Below are 15,080 nucleotides of genomic sequence, written 5' to 3' on the forward strand. Positions count from 1 at the left end.
CAGCGAGGTCCCCCCAAGGCTAACAAGAGGCCTAAAAAAGGGAGACCTCTCGTGAAGAAGCTTTTAGTCATTGCTTTGCTATTTGCATCCGCAACAGCTCAAGCCGGTCGCATCAAAGAAGTTGTCATCATGGCAACGGAGGATGTCGAACAGACATTGGATTTATTGAATCCAGACTATCGCTACACGATTAAAGGACAAGGCTTTACTCAGGCTGACGACTCCGAAGGAACTGCGATTCAAACTATTGTAAACGTTCGCAACCTGATCACTCTGCAAAGCAGAGAATGGACGTGCGTATCCCAGTTCCACAAAACACCAGAATTTTTTGAGATCACATATACCATTTGTAAATAACAAGGAGATACCTAATGGCTATCGAACAAACATTCTCAATCATCAAACCAAACGCTATGAAAAAAAATGCTATCGGTGACATCGTAAGCATGTTTGAAGCAAACGGTTTGAAAATCGCTGCTGCAAAAATCGTTGTTTTGTCTGCTGATAAAGCTGGCGAATTCTACGCAGAACACAAAGCTCGTCCGTTCTTCGGCGAACTGGTTTCTTTCATGACTTCTGGTCCAGTTATGTTGATGTGCTTGCAAGGTGAAGGCGCAGTTTTGAAAAACCGCGAAATCATGGGTGCAACTGATCCTAAAAAAGCTAATGCTGGCACAATCCGTTCTAAATTCGGCGACAACGTAGGTGAAAACGCAGTTCACGGTTCTGACTCTGTAGAATCTGCTGCTCGCGAACTTGCATTGTTCTTCGAAAAACACGAAATCTGCAACGCGTAGTCTGTGACTGCAAATTCTCGCATCCAAGTTAAGATCGAGAAAATGGCCATCGGAGGAGCGGGCATCGCCCGCCACGATGGCCTTGTTATTTTTGTGCCTTTGGCTGCACCCAATGATGAGCTCTTGGTTGAAATCACCACCGCGAAAAAGAATTTTGCAGAAGCCCGCATTGTTGAAGTTCTGAAGCCGGGTCCTTCCCGCAGAACACCACCCTGCCCTGTCGCTAATGTTTGTGGCGGCTGCAACTGGCAGCACCTGACTGAGGAAGAACAACAAAAACAAAAAGAAGCATTGGTGCTGGAGACAATCCGCAAATTCAATCCTGATTTGAATTTCGATTACCTTCCTTTGCAACCAAGTCCGCGCTCTTTGCGCTACCGCAATCGCATTCAGCCAAAATTTCAAAATGGCCGCTTCGGTTTTTTTGCAAGAAACTCCCACGAGATTGTCGAAATCGACGACTGCTTGATTACAGAGGATGTTCTGACAAAGAAATTCCCGGAAGTCCGCCAATGGGCCGCAGATAAAAAGTCGAAAGATCTTTTGCGACTGGAAATGTATATCTCTGAAAATGAGGAGATCCGCTACGGACTGATCACTGACGAGGACGATGGCATCGGCTTTTCTCAGGTTAACCGCTTTCAAAATCCACATTTGTTAGAAACCACGTTGAACTGGGCTGGAGATACCGAGTATCGGCAGGTTTTTGACCTCTATGCTGGAGCGGGTAACTTTACTTTCCCGCTGATGAACAAGTATAAATCCGCCAACATAACGGCTGTCGAACTAAACCCAAAACTGGTGGAGCGCGGTCGCGCCCAAAATAAAGAAAAACGCCTGCGCTATTTCATGTCTGACGTGGAAAGCTACATGCGCAGAGCGACTATCCAAAAACAGGACCTGGTGGTCCTGGACCCTCCTCGTGCGGGCGCCAGCGAGTACATTATGCGTTCTCTGGCTGCGGCGGAGCCGGAAAAGATCATCTATATCAGCTGTCACCCGGTTTCTCTGGCAAGGGATCTGAAATGGTTCTTCGCATCCGCTCAACAGCTCGGCAAAAAATTCCGCCTGGAGCGCATGCAAACTTTCGAGATGTTTCCACAGACAGACCATGTGGAGACTATTGCTGAGCTCAGGGTTGACTCTTAGCCCTCTAGTGATACCTTTTTATTCATGCGTAAATGGATTATCGCTGCCTGTGCACTCACTTTGGTGGGCTGCGCAAGTTGGAATCAAGACAAAGAAAAAGCTGCGTTATATCTTCGAATGGGCAATGCCTTTATCGAAGAAACGAACTATCCCAATGCCATTGTCGCTTTGCTAAAAGCCCAAGAGCTTGATCCTAACGAACCCACAATCCAAAACAGCCTTGGCCAAGCCTACTTCCTGAGGGAACGCTACGACCTTGCAGAAAAACAGTTTCGCAAGGCAATTGCCATGAATCCCCAGTACAGCGATGCACGCAACAACCTGGCTCGCACACTCATTGAAGTCGGCAAGTTTGCGGAAGCTGACAAAGAACTTACATTGGTACTAAATGATCTTACCTACGGTGGCTTTGCCAAAGCTTACACCAATCTGGGGCTTTCAAAATTTCACCAAAAGCAGTATTCCGCTGCCCAGGATGCATTCCTGAAGGTTCTTAACTCCACTGCAGACGACTGTTGGGCAAATACCTACTATGGTCGAGCTTTCTTTGAGCAAAAAAAGTACTCACAGGCAGCAGAAGCCCTGGATCGCGCCATTGGCTTTTGCCAAAAAAATCTGATTGATGATCCTCATTACTACAGCGCCCTGGCTTATTTCCGTCTGGGGGATAAATCCAAATCCATCGCTCGTTTTGAAGAAATCATTCGCTATTATCCAAATGGCCAATATCGTGAAAAATCCAAGAGCATGCTGGAGCTGATTCGAAAGGGACAACAATGAAAAAAACCGGTGAAATACTAAAAGCCGCTCGTGAAGAAAGAGGCCTTTCACTTAATGAAGTGGGTCTGTCCTTGAAAATCAGCAGCAAAGTTTTGAAAGCCATCGAAGACGGTGACGAAAATCAATTGCCAGCAAAAACGTTTTTGCGCGGTTTTGTAAAAAGCTACGCAACGTTCCTGCGTCTGGATGCTGATAAAATTCTGGAAACCTTCTATCAGGAAATGGGCAGCACGCGCCCTCAGCCTTACATCCGTCCGACTTCGACACCAGAAAAGGAAGCAGAAGTTGCAAAAACCACTGCATCTTCTGATGAACCTGAGGCTACCGTCACTCCGATCAGAAAATCAGCCCCAGCAACTTCTTCCAGCAATGACTATTCGCCGCTGAACAAGAAAAACAACACCAAGACGATCGTGGTTGGTGTGCTGTTGGTATTCCTGGCGGGCTTGATCATCTTCACCAAAAAAATGATCGACAAGTATTCCAAAGAAGCTGAAGTGCCAACCGCTGAAGTAGCGGAAATGATGGAAGGCGCGACTCCGGTTGATGGTGATGCCGCTCCAGCAGAGCCACTGACATCTGAGAGCCCGACTCCAAACGCGTCGCCGTTGGCACAAATCACAAAACCAGAAGAAAAGCCTGAACCAATCTCCAAGGCAACACCGGTTGAGACACCTAAAGCCTCACCATCTCCTTCTGTTTCACAAAGCCCATCTCCAACGGCAACTGTAGCGGCAACTGCGACAGCCAAAGCGTCCCCGTCACCAACGCCGACAGCATCTGTCGCTGCAACGACGACTCCGACAGCTTCTCCATCACCAACCGCTTCTCCAACTCCTGAGAAAGCAAAACCGGTGGAGCTGATCGTTGAAGCATTGGATACAGTTGAAATCGAGTACGCCTCCCCATCGGGTAAGCCACAAAAAATCAGACTGTCTGCAGAGCAAGTACACACTTTCAAAAGCAAAAGCGGTTTGAAAATTAATTTCTCCAATGGTGGCGCTGTGAACCTGATACTTAACGGAAAAGAATTGGGCATTCCAGGAGATCTGGGTAAACCAATTAAATTGAGCTACTAGCCTTGAAAGACCTGAAACGACTTTGGCTTATCAGCCTTTTCGTCAAACTTATTCTGGCGGCACTGCTTCCACTCAGTGCCGATGAAGCCTACTACTGGGTTTGGTCTCATCGCCTGCAATTAAGTTACTTCGATCATCCACCCATGGTGGCATGGCTGTTTTATCTGGGTCACTTTCTGGAGCCCCTTCTTAACTCCGTTCGCTGGCCCGCAGTTCTGCTCGGTCACTGTGGGATCTGGGTTGGCGTTGAGCTCCTTCGAAAACACATCGATCTCGAGAAAGTTCGCGTGTGGATTTACCTGGTATTATTCTCCCCGCTGTTGGGCTTTGGATCTTTGATTGTCACTCCTGATCTTCCGGTTATCTTTTTCTGGATTTTATCCATCTACTGTTTCGATCTTGTTTTGCAAAAAAAAGATTTGAAAAGCTATGCAGCCTTAGGCTGCGCATTGGGTCTTGGATTCTGCGCCAAGTACCACATTGTTCTTTTTGTGCCTGCCATTTTGCTTTACCTGGTATTTGAAAGAAAATGGCGGGAAGTGAACTGGAAGTATGTTCCAGTAACCTTGCTTACGGGCCTGCTTTTCTGTCTGCCGGTCATTCTGTGGAACTATCAAAATGACTTTCAATCCTTCCGCTTTCAATTGGATCACGGCTTTGAACGACCAGATTACAAAGCAGAATGGACAATCAGTTATGTGATAGCACAAATTCTGATTATTTTTCCCTGGGTGTTCTGGTCAGCACTTCGCGCGAAAGTTCCAGCGCCACTAAGGTATTTGATTTACTTTGCTTGGTTTCCACTAATTTTCTTCTTTGGAACATCCTTTAAAGCACTCGTGGAAGCAAATTGGCCAATTATCGCCTACCCGGCGGTCTTCATGCTTGCCGTGCTTTATCCAAGAATGCAGCAATGGTATCGCTACTATGTTGGATTTTTCGGACTGCTGATCACGCTCGCAGTTTCCATGCTTTTTATTCCATCTTTACGAAACATGGATCCAAAGGTCAGCGAGCCTTTTGATTATCAAAAGCTTGCGAAAGAAACTGTCGAGTACCAGCCCCTTTATGGGAATTCATACCAAATGTCGTCATCTCTTTGGTATTTTAGCAAAACTCCGGTCTTCAAACTTAGCGGCATCAGTCGTTATGACTATTTCGATACTTTTCCAGAGGCAAAACCTCAGGGTAATAAGTTTTATTTGGTGAAGCGTGAAGGCAATGGTTTACCGCAGTGGCTTTCCGAACAACAATGGACTTATCAGGAAATCAAAAGGGTTGCGCCTGACTTTGTTGTTTTGGAATTCACTCGACCATGAAAACACTTGTCGCACTATCATTCTTACTGGTGACTTATTTCCTCTACGGATTTTATCTAAATCAGTTCGACACGTCCATCGTGCCACGACAGATCTCGGCGGCACACTCTTCCAACTACTACGACTACAAGGGTGTCTTAAACGTCCACACTGATCTTTCAGCGGGCTCTGCAACTCCAAGCTTTGTGATTACTTCTGCCAAACTAGCCAGCCTGGATTTTCTGATCTTTACTGATTTGAATCTGTTCAATATGCCAACAAGTTTTGAATCCTATCACGGAAATCTTCTGGTGATGTCTGCTGGCAAATACAGCTATCTGGATTCTCGAATCATGTATTACTCCATAAATCAGGAGAGCATCGGCGATTCCTTTGGCGAAGCTCAGGTGAAAATGGCGGATCTTCTTTCGCAAAAGACCGGCGCTTCCAAAGATTCCCTTTCAATCCTTGCGCATCCCTATAAGGCAGGATTTTCCTGGAATGGGGATTTTCCAACAGGTTTAGATGGCTTCGAGTTATGGAATCTTAAAAGTCTTTCCAACCGGGCATGGGAGTATTCAAAGCTTTCAACTATCTGGAGCTTGTTGATTTACCCCTTCAATCCACGCTTGTCGTTTCTTAGACTCTATTCAGAGCCCACAGACGAAATTGCTCTTTTGGATAAGCTGTCTCTGCAAAGGAAAATCGTCGTCTATGCGGGCGCTGAAGCTTCAGCACGCGCTATTCCCCTGGCGAACTACTTCATCAAGTTCCCAAGCTACAAAAGATCTTTTGAGATCATGTCCAATCATGTGCTTTTGAAGTCAGAGCTTACTGGTAGTTTCAACGGTGATCGCTCCAAAATCTTTAATGCTTTGAAACAAGGTAACTTCTATCTGGCGATGGACATCCTGGGTGATCCGAAAGGTTTTGTTGCTACGATTGAAGACGACAAGCAAACCTATCTGATGGGTTCCGAGATTAAACTGAAAAAAGGCATGCAATTAAAAGTTCGACTGCCGGCTGTTCCCAAAGACTTCTTTGAAATTATCATTCTTAAAGATGGTCAGGATGTTGGCCGTATCAACGAGCCGGAAGCTATTTTCCCAATAACCAGTCCTGGCGTGTACCGTATTCAGGTCCGAGTTACATCCATGCTGCCAATGCCGGATGCTAAAAAGTGGTTCACTTGGATTTACACTAATCCTTTTTATGTGACTCCGTAGCCGGGATCTCACAAACGAGGCCGTCGATTGGTTCCAGCTGGCAGGCCAAGCGCTCGAATTCCGCAAAATTCCGGTCTTCTGCCATCTCCATCTCGATCTCATTTCGCTCAGGCAAATTACCCAGGCCCTCACGAACAAATACCCTGCATGTGCCGCAAGTTCCGAAGCCCCCGCAGGTATGATTCAAAGGCAAGCCTTCGCGCACAGCTACATCTAATACACTCTGGTCCTTTTGACTCACCAAGACATTTCGGTTGTCCGGCAAAAAGGTTATATATTTTCCAGACTTAGACTTCACAGCGAACTTCCCCCATATTAGGGCACTCTTTTGTTGTAAGGGCCCCATCCATTTTGTATCAATTATCCCATGAGATTTGTAGCTTTTGACTTTGAAACAACTGGAACTGTGCCTGGCGTTGACCAAATTATTGAAATTGGAGCTGTTCGCTTCATTAATGGTGAACCAGAGGCTGTATTTGCAACACTTGTGGACCCTCTTCGTCCAATTCCTCCAGGCGCTTCAAAAGTGAATGGTATCTTTGATGATATGGTTAAAGGAAAACCAACAATTGATACATTGTTGGACTCTTTGGCTGATTTCTGCGGTGATGACATCATGGTTGCGCACAACGCTCCATTCGATGCTCAGTTCCTTACTGCTGACGTTAAGAGACACGAATCCAAAGCACCACGCGGAATTGTATTGGACTCCTTGCCAATCGCGCGCAAGGTATTCCCAGGCCTTCCAAACTACAAATTGGGCACTTTGGTACAACACCTTAAGATTCCCACTACAGACTTCCATAGAGCAGAAGAAGATGCGACCTACCTTGGTCACATGTTCACACAAATGCTTAAACGTATTTCCATTGGCGGCCAAGCTCCGCAAGTTGCAAACCTTGTCGCTTTGACGGGCAAACCTGAATTGCGTTTTCCGCAAATCATCCGCCAGCCAAAACAAATGGATTTCTTTGGCGTTTAGTTTTTAGAATTAGTAATGAAATTAAAAAGGCCGTGTTACCACGGCCTTTTTTTATGCTTTGTGTGCGATTGGATAACGTCTTCCCCGGCCGAAAGCATGCGGGGAAACCTTCAGAATCGGAGCTGCTTGCCAGCGTTTGAATTCCGTTCTCATCAATACAGGAAGCAACCATTTATCCGAAGATGTCTTCGGCTCTTTTGCCTGCTCAACCAATGAGACAACAGACTTATCCAACTCATCGTATGGTGGTAACGAATCCTGATCTTTTTGATTCGGTCTAAGTTCCGCAGAAGGGGCACGCGTGATGATTGTTTCCGGAATCACCTCACCTTGCTTGTTGTAGTGGCGCGCAAGTTCGTACACCTGCTTTTTAGTCAGATCACCCAGCGGAGCGATACCGCCGCACATGTCTCCGTATAAAGTCGAATAGCCGGAAGCATATTCGCTTTTATTTCCTGTGGTCAGTAGCAAGCTGTTATTCTGATTGGAATACGCCATAAGTGTTAAACCGCGCAGACGTGCTTGCAGGTTTTCATTCACAACACTGAAGCCTTCTAGCGCAATTCCTTTTTCCAACTGCTCTACAATCGCTTCATACATCGGAGCAATCTCAACAACTTTGAAATCAACCCCAAGGTTTTTGGCAAGTTCCCGCGCCAGATCCAGGCTCATTTTCGCATTATACGGGCCAGGCAAAGCCAGCGTCGTCACGTTTGCAGGCCCCATGGCATCAACTGCCAACGCCGCTGCAACCGCAGAGTCAATACCACCACTGGAACCCAGATGTACCCGCTTCATTCCCGTTTTTGCGCAAAAATCACGAATGCCCAAAACCAAAGCGCGTCTTAGTTCTTCAGTGGAAGTTAGTTTGGCGTTCTTGCTCCAGACTTCCTTGGTATCAAGATCAAGGACATTCAAATCCTCTTCAAAAGCCTGACAAGTCATCAGCTTCTTGCCTTTTTTATCAAGCACGAAGCTTGCGCCATCAAATATGATCTCATCCTGTGCGCCGACCATATTTGCGTACATGATGGGTGCATTGAAGTATTCAGCTGTTTTTCTGGTCACGTATTCACGCTGTTTCATTTTATCAACGAAGTAAGGTGAGGCGCTTAGATTCACCACCAGATCAATTTTCTGCTTTTTTACTTTTGCCAGAGGATTGATTCTATACGGCGACTTGCCCTTGGCATCCGGCCACGCCCAGATATCTTCACAAATCGTCAGGAAGAACTTCTTACCCTTCCAGGTAAAGTAATTCTTACTAAAATCACCTGGCTCAATAAAACGAGCCTCGTCAAACACGTCGCCCGTTGGCAACAACTGCTTGTGAAAGAATCGCGGTTTCTGACCTTTTACCGCAAACACTGCTGAGTTGAAGTAAGGGCGCCCTTTTTTATCGGGATTACGTGTAATCATACCGAAGATAACGGCAATGCCTTTAGGAATCTTCTTTAAAAGATCCTTCATCTCGGCTTCCTGCTTTTTTACTATTTGCTCGCGCTCTAAAAGGTCAAAGGGATGATATCCAAACAACGAGCACTCAGGAAACACCACCAAGTCGCATTTGCGTTGCTGAGCTTGGTGAACATAATCCAGAATTTTTTCTTTATTGGATTTAAAATCGGCCAGGGTGGGATTGATTTGTGCCAGAGCAATTCTCATGGCCTCAATATACGCTGACCTATTGGACTTTCAAGTCGGGTTTTATGGGTCGATGACTGTACGTCCCGAAAAACCGTCGTGATAACCATGAAAATGATTCACTTCAGTCTCAGGAAACTTCCAGCAGAAATAGCCTTCTCCGCTGTTGAAATCAGCCATCCAAAGGCCTTTAGGCTCTGCGCCCAGCTTCTCGATTTTTGCCTGCCAACGATCAATGATAACGTTTATTTGCTCTTCAATAGATACCACTGAAGGGTGGGTTTTATCGGAATAGGCCTCAATGCGGTTAACATGAAGTTTGACCTCACGATTTGCCTCATCAGTTAACCGATAGACTATCGGCAACAACTGTCGCGCTTCACTAATTGTGAAGAATTTTTTGCGATTGATTTCAATCACATTTTCCAAAAATGGCCCCCTCGAAACAAGCGAGTGCCTTGTATGCTTGAAAGCTCTATTTGGATCAAGAAATTCCGTTCAGTGACAGACAACTTAAGATTATGTGTGGAAAATTTCTAAACGCGATGCAGACTATTTTTCACCACTCTTGGAAAACTGCAGCGCCTGACCACCGAGGAAAATCACGAGTGCAATAATGAGGGCGGCAATGAACAACCAACGTATAAAATTTCCAAAAGTAACAGCTTCTTCTTCTTTCGGAAGATCGATTTTTGGCTCAGGCTTTTTGACAGCAATTTTCTTTTTCTGCGGAGCAAATCCATCGCTTTGAACAGCGGTTGTCTTCGACCCCGCATTGGCTTTTTTCTCGAGTTTTTTTCTTTCGTCATCAGTAAGGCCTGTAATTGGTACAGAAGCCACCCGTCTGCCAACCTGAACTGAGTATCCACCATTATTTGATTGAAAGTATCCTCCGGCACCGCCGCCTTCGAGTGCAATCTCCACAACTTTTCCGCTTTGTTGGCCGGAACCATCAATACCCGAACTCGGTGTGCGAGATCGACTTATATAATTACTTCCACGATTGCGTGACTGTGAGCCCGCGTAGGTGCTGCCACCACTGCTGCCACTGGAAGATGAGGAACTTGATTTTGATTTCTCTGCATCCTTGGATGACGATTCACTGTTGCTGGAGTTTGAATTTGCCGAGGATGGATTATTTTTAAATTCACCGGACACATTCTGGAAACTGAATTTGCATTCCATGTCACTTTCCTGCCCCAGCTTCGGCAGTTCGCCGGTTTCCAGAAGGCAGGCCAGATAATCACCCGTAAATGACTGAACAAATGCCTGAAATGGCTTAAAAATCTGAGAGATCAGCATCAAAATAAGAGACACCGTAATGACTAATATCAAAACGTACTCAATCACAGCCTGACCGCGATTGCTTTTTAGTCCAGCTGAATATTTAGATCTCTTCACTCGCTTGGGCATTTAAGTCATAATACAACATATGAAAAGCAGACTGAATTTCAAACACTTGCTCGTGGTAATCATCTTGCCTTTTGTCTCACTATCGACCATTGCCGGAACCCCGGAGGCCCCTGCAACCCAGACCTCGGGGCAGGATAAGGTCGAACAGCTTAAAGCCGAAATTCGCAAGCAGCCTCAAAACACCAAATTGGTGGTCAAATTGGCCGAGGAGTTTTACGCACAGAAGGACTATCAGAAGGTCACTTTGCTGCTGTGGAAAAATATCGACAAAATTGATCGCAACGCTATTTTACTTTTAGCCCGGGCTCACGAGGCCCGCGGTGAAACTGGGGATATGATTCGCGCATTGAACAACCTGGTCAGCAAGGACCAAAAGGACGCCGAAGCCTATTCCCTGCTGGGCAACGCCTATACAATGCAAAAAAAACCCAAAGAGGCGCTTGAAAACTACAAGCTGGCTATCGAGGCGAATCCAAAGCTTGAGCCACCCTACCGGTCGCTTTTGAAAATGTACGAAGACCGTACTCCACCAAATTACTACGAGATGCGTATTCTTGCGCAGGATATGATCGACAATATTGGCAAGCGCGCGGACTTTCTGGAAATCCTTTGCGACGTTAACACCAAGGACAGCACTTACGACGCAGGAATCACCAGCTGCAAAGAAACCATTCAGGCCGACTCCAAACGCGCCAGTGCCTATGTGAATCTGGGGCTGAATATGAAGGGCATGGGGGACGACGACAAGGCAAAGACCACGCTCAAAAAGGCTGCAACGGACTTTCCAAAATCTGAATTCGCTCAATACACCTATGGTCGCCTTCTGGAAGACGATAAGAGCTCCATAGAGGCGATGAAGTACTACAAGGTGGGCACCGAGGCGGATCCGAAGTCGGCTCGCTCCTGGCTGGGCCTGGCGACGACATCCTTTGAGATCAAAAAATACGAAGTGGCTTTCATTGCCTATAAGAACGCCTGCAAATACGACAAAAAAAATGCCGTGGCATTCAGACGGGCCACGACAGTTTTAAGAAACTCCAGAAATTCGGAGTGGACGGGAAAATTCGAGAGTGCCTCTGAGAACTGCACCTTCTAACGAAAAAAGGCTCCCTTAGGGAGCCTTTTTATTTTCTAGTTTTCATTAACAATCTCACCGATCAAATCGTATTCCATAGAGTCAGTTACATGCACTTTAACCATGTCACCGACTTTAGCTTCACCGTCATTGATCAAAACAACGCCGTCGATGTCTGGTGCTTGACCCCAGAAGCGCCCTTGCAACAGCAAGTCTGTCTCTTCAGAAAAACCCTCAACGATGACGTCGATTGTTTTACCGACGAAATCACGGTGCTTGTTACGGGAAATGTTTTGTTGCACTTCCATCAATGCATCATGACGGTAGTCTTTTGTTTCATCATCAACCTGGTTATCCATGCGGCCACCAGGAGTGTTTTCCTCAGGAGAGTACTTAAAGCAACCCACGCGGTCGAACTGCTGTGTTGCCACGAACTGCAACAACTCTTCAAATTGCTCTTCAGTTTCACCTGGGAAACCCACGATGAACTGAGTGCGGATTACTGCCTCTGGCAAATGCTCACGGATGTTCATCAATGCTGTTTCAATTTCATCACGAGTCATTTTACGATTCATGCTCTTAAGAACTGCATCGTTCACGTGTTGAAGTGGCATATCGAAATAACGAACAATTTTTTTGCTGTTCTTGATAACTTGAACCATTTCCTGAGTGATGCCATCTGGATACAAGTACATCAAGCGGATCCATTGAAGACCCTCAACTTGATCAAGAGCTTTCAACAACTCAACCGGACTTTCCTTGCGAGTTGGATCTTTACGACGAATATCAAAACCGTAGTCTGTGAAGTCATGGCTGATAATGATAAGTTCTTTAACACCGCCAGCAACCAAAAGCTTGGCTTCAGCAACGATCGCATCGATAGAGCGGGATTGAAGGTTACCACGGATCAACGGGATCGCGCAGAAAGCACAACGCTTCATACAACCTTCAGAAATTTTCAAATACGCACGGTGACCCGGCTGGGAATTCACACGCGGAGTCGCTTCTTCCTGAAGATAAGTCGGAAGATTGAAGAACGTTCTTTGCTTCTCGCCCGCTTCAGAGTTTTTCAGGATTTTTGAAATGTTTTGGAATTCACCAGAACCAACAAACAAATCCGCCTCTGGCAAACCTTCAACCAGGTCGTCCTTATAGCGTTGAGTTAAGCAACCCGCGACAACAACCTTTTTGATTTTGCCTTCTTGCTTAAGATCACTCATGTCCAAAATGCGTTGGATGGATTCTTTTTTAGAATCCTCGATGAAGCCACAAGTGTTCACGATAACTGTGTCGGCCTGATCAGCCTCACCCACAACTTCGAAACCATCCTTCATCAGAGTCCCGGCCATGATCTCACTGTCGACCAGGTTCTTTGGGCAACCCAAACTGATAAAATGAACTTTTTTGTTTTGAACTACTTCTTGTTTCATAGGTCTGTCACCGGCACGCCTTTAGGTGGTTCGTACTTAAATAAACTTTTCTTAACGCTGTTCTTAAACTTCACATCAGAAAACTTCATAGTCGTGATGTTCTGAACATCATCCTTGTATGAAATTTGCTCGACGATTGTTTTTTTGGTGTTCACGACAAGTTTGATGTCCTTGATCACCAGGTCTTCTTTGATCGGCGCAACAGAAAGAGTGGACTTGTCGCCCTCTGTATCTTCTTTTGTCACCTTGAAGTTGCCCTGCAAATCACCACCCAGCAAAGTTGCGATGATGGTTTGAGATTTATTTTTCTTGTTCACTTTGCCGCGACCAATTTGTGGATCGCCGCCAAATTCTTTTGGTGGATATTGAACGCTCCATATTGTGGTACCATCAAACACCAAAAGACTTTTCTCTGGAGTCGTATTTTCCCAACGAAATTTACCGCTGGAAATCGCAATAGTGCCTACGTACTTGTTCTCACGCCCCTGCAACGCCAGCTTATCAACCTTTTCCACATTCATTTCCACAAGCTTTGCAGAACGATACTTCTGGGAAATTTTCTTTAAAGTGGTATTGGATTTTTCAGCTGCAAATGCATTCAGGGATAGTCCGAGAGATAAAATTAAAGCGCTGATTTGTTTAAGCATTCGGGCGTTATAACAGATCGGGTTAATCTCCGCAAGTAAGCGTCCGATGAGCCAGGGTCCAAGCCTCAAAATGAGGGGGCCTCCCAAGTGCCTCATACGCGGCAAGCACTGTGGAGCCCGTGGTAACGATATCATCGGCAAAGACCCATAAGGCCTCTGACCAATTCTCAGACACCAATGAAGAATTTTCATCTAGCTCCAGTTCCACCTGCACCCTCCGCTCCCGACTGGCGCCTCTCTGACTGAGATTCGCCTTTTTGGTCAAGCAAGGGTAAAGCTCCGCACCCAAAGCCTCACTCAGGGCCTCGGCCCATTGATAGGCGTGATCTTTTCCCCGACTCGGATTAGAAGACGGGGCTGGAATCACAATGATTCGTCTGTCTGGCAGTCCCCGTTGAATTCTTCGAATCAAAAACTTTCCGGCCCAATGATTCCAATCTGAATTTTTCTGTGTTCCCTTTAAACCCACCAACTGGGCCGAAAGTAGATCACTGGTTCCCGGAATCCATTTGAACAAAGAGTGCGCTTCAAAAACGCCCCAATCCCGCGACTCCAATTGAGGCTTCAGATAAGAATTTACGGTGATCCGACAGGGCGGGCAAAGCAGCCCATCGGACTTGTTAAATGAGCCGCAATGCAAACAAGGAGTTAGACATCTGTTCAATAGAGTTCTTAGTGAGTTCATAGTTGCTCTGCATAGCAACTTATCGGCCAATACGGCCTTTCATTTGACAAGATTTGGTGTCCGACCTAAAAACTAAATAGGTGGGGAATGTCATGCGGCATTTAGGAATTATCGTCTTTTTGATTGGTACTGTTGGTTCAACAGCATTTGCTGGTTTATCCGCTTCACGCTTTGCGAACGAGACCTATCAGTCTGCCAAGATTCGCAGCCGAATTGGCACTTTTACTCTTGCTGATCAGGATTTTTTCTCCTCTTCAAACTCACCGGAATCTTTATCAAAACCCCTGTCCCAATTGGATATCTCCAAGATTCCCGATGTAGGTTCCTACGAAGACTTGCTGGCGAACTTTAAGTTCATTCGTGATTCATATTTTATGAAGGACGGACAAACTCCCCGCCGCCTGACATGGCTTTATCCAGACGACGGTTGCTACGCACGCGCGGAACTGGCGGCAGAAAAACTGATTGAAATCAAAAAATCCACACCCAAGAAGGTTTTCGCCTTTGGATCTTTACTGGCTCAGACGAAAAACTCACCCCATGGTCACGTGGAGTGGTGGTACCATGTTGCTGTCGTTTACAGCGTACAAGGAACCGCTTACGTTCTGGATCCCGCATTGAATCCACAGCAGCCCATGACTTTAAAACAATGGGACATCGCCATCGGTGGTCGCAACACCAACATCAACTACTCGATTTGCTCCAAGGATACGTTTGATCCGGACGATATCTGCACGAATCCAAATCCCGTGAATGAGGATTTCGCAGCAAAAGAGCAAAGCTACTTTTTTCCTGATGAATGGAATCGTCTGCTGGAATTAGGGCGCAATCCTGAAAAGGAACTCGGAAATCAGCCGCCTTGGCTTTAGGGAACT

16 protein-coding genes are annotated in these 15,080 nt (G+C 46.1%); 10 read left to right on the plus strand and 6 right to left on the minus strand.

Annotation, left to right across the window (positions count from 1 at the left end):
* The first annotated feature begins 51 nt into the window (after positions 1 to 51).
* The 7 genes from ACLVWR_RS06040 to ACLVWR_RS06070 are packed head-to-tail and all read left to right on the plus strand — an operon-like array spanning position 52 to position 6,329.
* Entirely contained in the window at positions 52 to 357 is a 306-nt protein-coding gene (locus ACLVWR_RS06040; protein WP_413582971.1) for a hypothetical protein, read from the plus strand.
* A gap of 14 nt (positions 358 to 371) precedes the next feature.
* Positions 372 to 797 carry a nucleoside-diphosphate kinase gene (gene ndk, locus ACLVWR_RS06045; RefSeq protein WP_340598110.1) on the plus strand — a complete coding sequence of 142 codons (426 nt, stop codon included), beginning with the start codon at positions 372 to 374 and terminating at the stop codon, positions 795 to 797.
* A gap of 3 nt (positions 798 to 800) precedes the next feature.
* A complete protein-coding gene (locus ACLVWR_RS06050; protein ID WP_413582972.1) occupies positions 801 to 1,946 on the plus strand; it encodes a class I SAM-dependent RNA methyltransferase in 1,146 nt (381 codons plus the stop codon).
* A gap of 24 nt (positions 1,947 to 1,970) precedes the next feature.
* On the plus strand, positions 1,971 to 2,726 hold the full coding sequence (locus ACLVWR_RS06055; protein ID WP_413582973.1) for a tetratricopeptide repeat protein: 756 nt from the start codon (positions 1,971 to 1,973) through the stop codon (positions 2,724 to 2,726).
* Positions 2,723 to 3,805 (plus strand): helix-turn-helix domain-containing protein, encoded by a 1,083-nt coding sequence (locus ACLVWR_RS06060; protein ID WP_413582974.1) that lies wholly within the window; start codon positions 2,723 to 2,725, stop codon positions 3,803 to 3,805. The genes ACLVWR_RS06055 and ACLVWR_RS06060 overlap by 4 nt, the downstream gene beginning before the upstream one ends.
* 2 nt (positions 3,806 to 3,807) lie before the next feature.
* Positions 3,808 to 5,124 (plus strand): ArnT family glycosyltransferase, encoded by a 1,317-nt coding sequence (locus ACLVWR_RS06065; RefSeq protein ID WP_413582975.1) that lies wholly within the window; start codon positions 3,808 to 3,810, stop codon positions 5,122 to 5,124.
* Positions 5,121 to 6,329: a hypothetical protein gene (locus ACLVWR_RS06070; RefSeq protein ID WP_413582976.1), complete on the plus strand. Its 1,209-nt coding sequence runs from the start codon at positions 5,121 to 5,123 to the stop codon at positions 6,327 to 6,329. The genes ACLVWR_RS06065 and ACLVWR_RS06070 overlap by 4 nt, the downstream gene beginning before the upstream one ends.
* Here ACLVWR_RS06070 and ACLVWR_RS06075 read toward each other — a convergent pair.
* Positions 6,304 to 6,675 carry a 2Fe-2S iron-sulfur cluster-binding protein gene (locus ACLVWR_RS06075; protein WP_413582977.1) on the minus strand — a complete coding sequence of 124 codons (372 nt, stop codon included), beginning with the start codon at positions 6,673 to 6,675 and terminating at the stop codon, positions 6,304 to 6,306. The two genes, ACLVWR_RS06070 and ACLVWR_RS06075, sit on opposite strands and share 26 nt — an antisense overlap.
* A gap of 21 nt (positions 6,676 to 6,696) precedes the next feature.
* On the opposite strand from ACLVWR_RS06075, the gene ACLVWR_RS06080 reads away from it, so the two are divergent.
* Positions 6,697 to 7,311, plus strand: coding sequence for a PolC-type DNA polymerase III (locus ACLVWR_RS06080; protein ID WP_413582978.1), 615 nt, complete (start codon positions 6,697 to 6,699; stop codon positions 7,309 to 7,311).
* A gap of 51 nt (positions 7,312 to 7,362) precedes the next feature.
* Here ACLVWR_RS06080 and ACLVWR_RS06085 read toward each other — a convergent pair whose 3' ends face one another.
* The 3 genes from ACLVWR_RS06085 to ACLVWR_RS06095 all read right to left on the minus strand — a co-directional run bounded on the left by ACLVWR_RS06085 (position 7,363) and on the right by ACLVWR_RS06095 (position 10,356).
* Positions 7,363 to 8,976 (minus strand): NAD+ synthase, encoded by a 1,614-nt coding sequence (locus tag ACLVWR_RS06085; RefSeq protein WP_413582979.1) that lies wholly within the window; start codon positions 8,974 to 8,976, stop codon positions 7,363 to 7,365.
* Positions 8,977 to 9,018: 42 nt separating this feature from the next.
* Positions 9,019 to 9,375, minus strand: coding sequence for a DUF2203 domain-containing protein (locus ACLVWR_RS06090; protein WP_413583486.1), 357 nt, complete (start codon positions 9,373 to 9,375; stop codon positions 9,019 to 9,021).
* 132 nt (positions 9,376 to 9,507) lie between these two features.
* The gene (locus ACLVWR_RS06095; protein ID WP_413582980.1) at positions 9,508 to 10,356 is read right to left on the minus strand and encodes a hypothetical protein; all 849 of its coding nucleotides are present in this window, start codon (positions 10,354 to 10,356) and stop codon (positions 9,508 to 9,510) included.
* Between the two features lie 31 nt (positions 10,357 to 10,387).
* Here ACLVWR_RS06095 and ACLVWR_RS06100 point away from each other — a divergent pair, with 31 nt between their 5' ends.
* Positions 10,388 to 11,464, plus strand: a complete 1,077-nt coding sequence (locus ACLVWR_RS06100) for a tetratricopeptide repeat protein (protein ID WP_413582981.1) — start codon at positions 10,388 to 10,390, stop codon at positions 11,462 to 11,464.
* A 35-nt stretch (positions 11,465 to 11,499) separates the two neighbouring features.
* On the opposite strand, the gene rimO is transcribed toward ACLVWR_RS06100, so the two are convergent.
* Positions 11,500 to 12,873, minus strand: a complete 1,374-nt coding sequence (gene rimO, locus ACLVWR_RS06105) for a 30S ribosomal protein S12 methylthiotransferase RimO (protein WP_413582982.1) — start codon at positions 12,871 to 12,873, stop codon at positions 11,500 to 11,502.
* A complete protein-coding gene (locus ACLVWR_RS06110) occupies positions 12,870 to 13,520 on the minus strand; it encodes a LolA family protein (protein WP_413582983.1) in 651 nt (216 codons plus the stop codon). Before ACLVWR_RS06110 ends, rimO begins: the two co-directional genes overlap by 4 nt.
* Before the next feature lie 777 nt (positions 13,521 to 14,297).
* On the opposite strand from ACLVWR_RS06110, the gene ACLVWR_RS06115 reads away from it, so the two are divergent.
* Positions 14,298 to 15,074, plus strand: a complete 777-nt coding sequence (locus ACLVWR_RS06115) for a protein-glutamine glutaminase family protein (protein WP_413582984.1) — start codon at positions 14,298 to 14,300, stop codon at positions 15,072 to 15,074.
* The last annotated feature ends 6 nt before the right edge of the window (positions 15,075 to 15,080 follow it).

Source organism: Bdellovibrio sp. HCB288 (genome assembly GCF_047305935.1).
GTDB lineage: Bacteria > Bdellovibrionota > Bdellovibrionia > Bdellovibrionales > Bdellovibrionaceae > Bdellovibrio.

Coding starts and splice junctions, on each gene's coding strand:
- rimO (WP_413582982.1), bottom strand. CDS start 12,873: ATGAAACAAGAAGTAGTTCAAAACAAAAAAGTTCATTTTATCAGTTTG.
- ACLVWR_RS06070 (WP_413582976.1), top strand. CDS start 5,121: ATGAAAACACTTGTCGCACTATCATTCTTACTGGTGACTTATTTCCTC.
- ACLVWR_RS06075 (WP_413582977.1), bottom strand. CDS start 6,675: ATGGGGCCCTTACAACAAAAGAGTGCCCTAATATGGGGGAAGTTCGCT.
- ACLVWR_RS06115 (WP_413582984.1), top strand. CDS start 14,298: ATGCGGCATTTAGGAATTATCGTCTTTTTGATTGGTACTGTTGGTTCA.
- ACLVWR_RS06060 (WP_413582974.1), top strand. CDS start 2,723: ATGAAAAAAACCGGTGAAATACTAAAAGCCGCTCGTGAAGAAAGAGGC.
- ACLVWR_RS06110 (WP_413582983.1), bottom strand. CDS start 13,520: ATGCTTAAACAAATCAGCGCTTTAATTTTATCTCTCGGACTATCCCTG.
- ndk (WP_340598110.1), top strand. CDS start 372: ATGGCTATCGAACAAACATTCTCAATCATCAAACCAAACGCTATGAAA.
- ACLVWR_RS06080 (WP_413582978.1), top strand. CDS start 6,697: ATGAGATTTGTAGCTTTTGACTTTGAAACAACTGGAACTGTGCCTGGC.
- ACLVWR_RS06085 (WP_413582979.1), bottom strand. CDS start 8,976: ATGAGAATTGCTCTGGCACAAATCAATCCCACCCTGGCCGATTTTAAA.
- ACLVWR_RS06055 (WP_413582973.1), top strand. CDS start 1,971: ATGCGTAAATGGATTATCGCTGCCTGTGCACTCACTTTGGTGGGCTGC.
- ACLVWR_RS06100 (WP_413582981.1), top strand. CDS start 10,388: ATGAAAAGCAGACTGAATTTCAAACACTTGCTCGTGGTAATCATCTTG.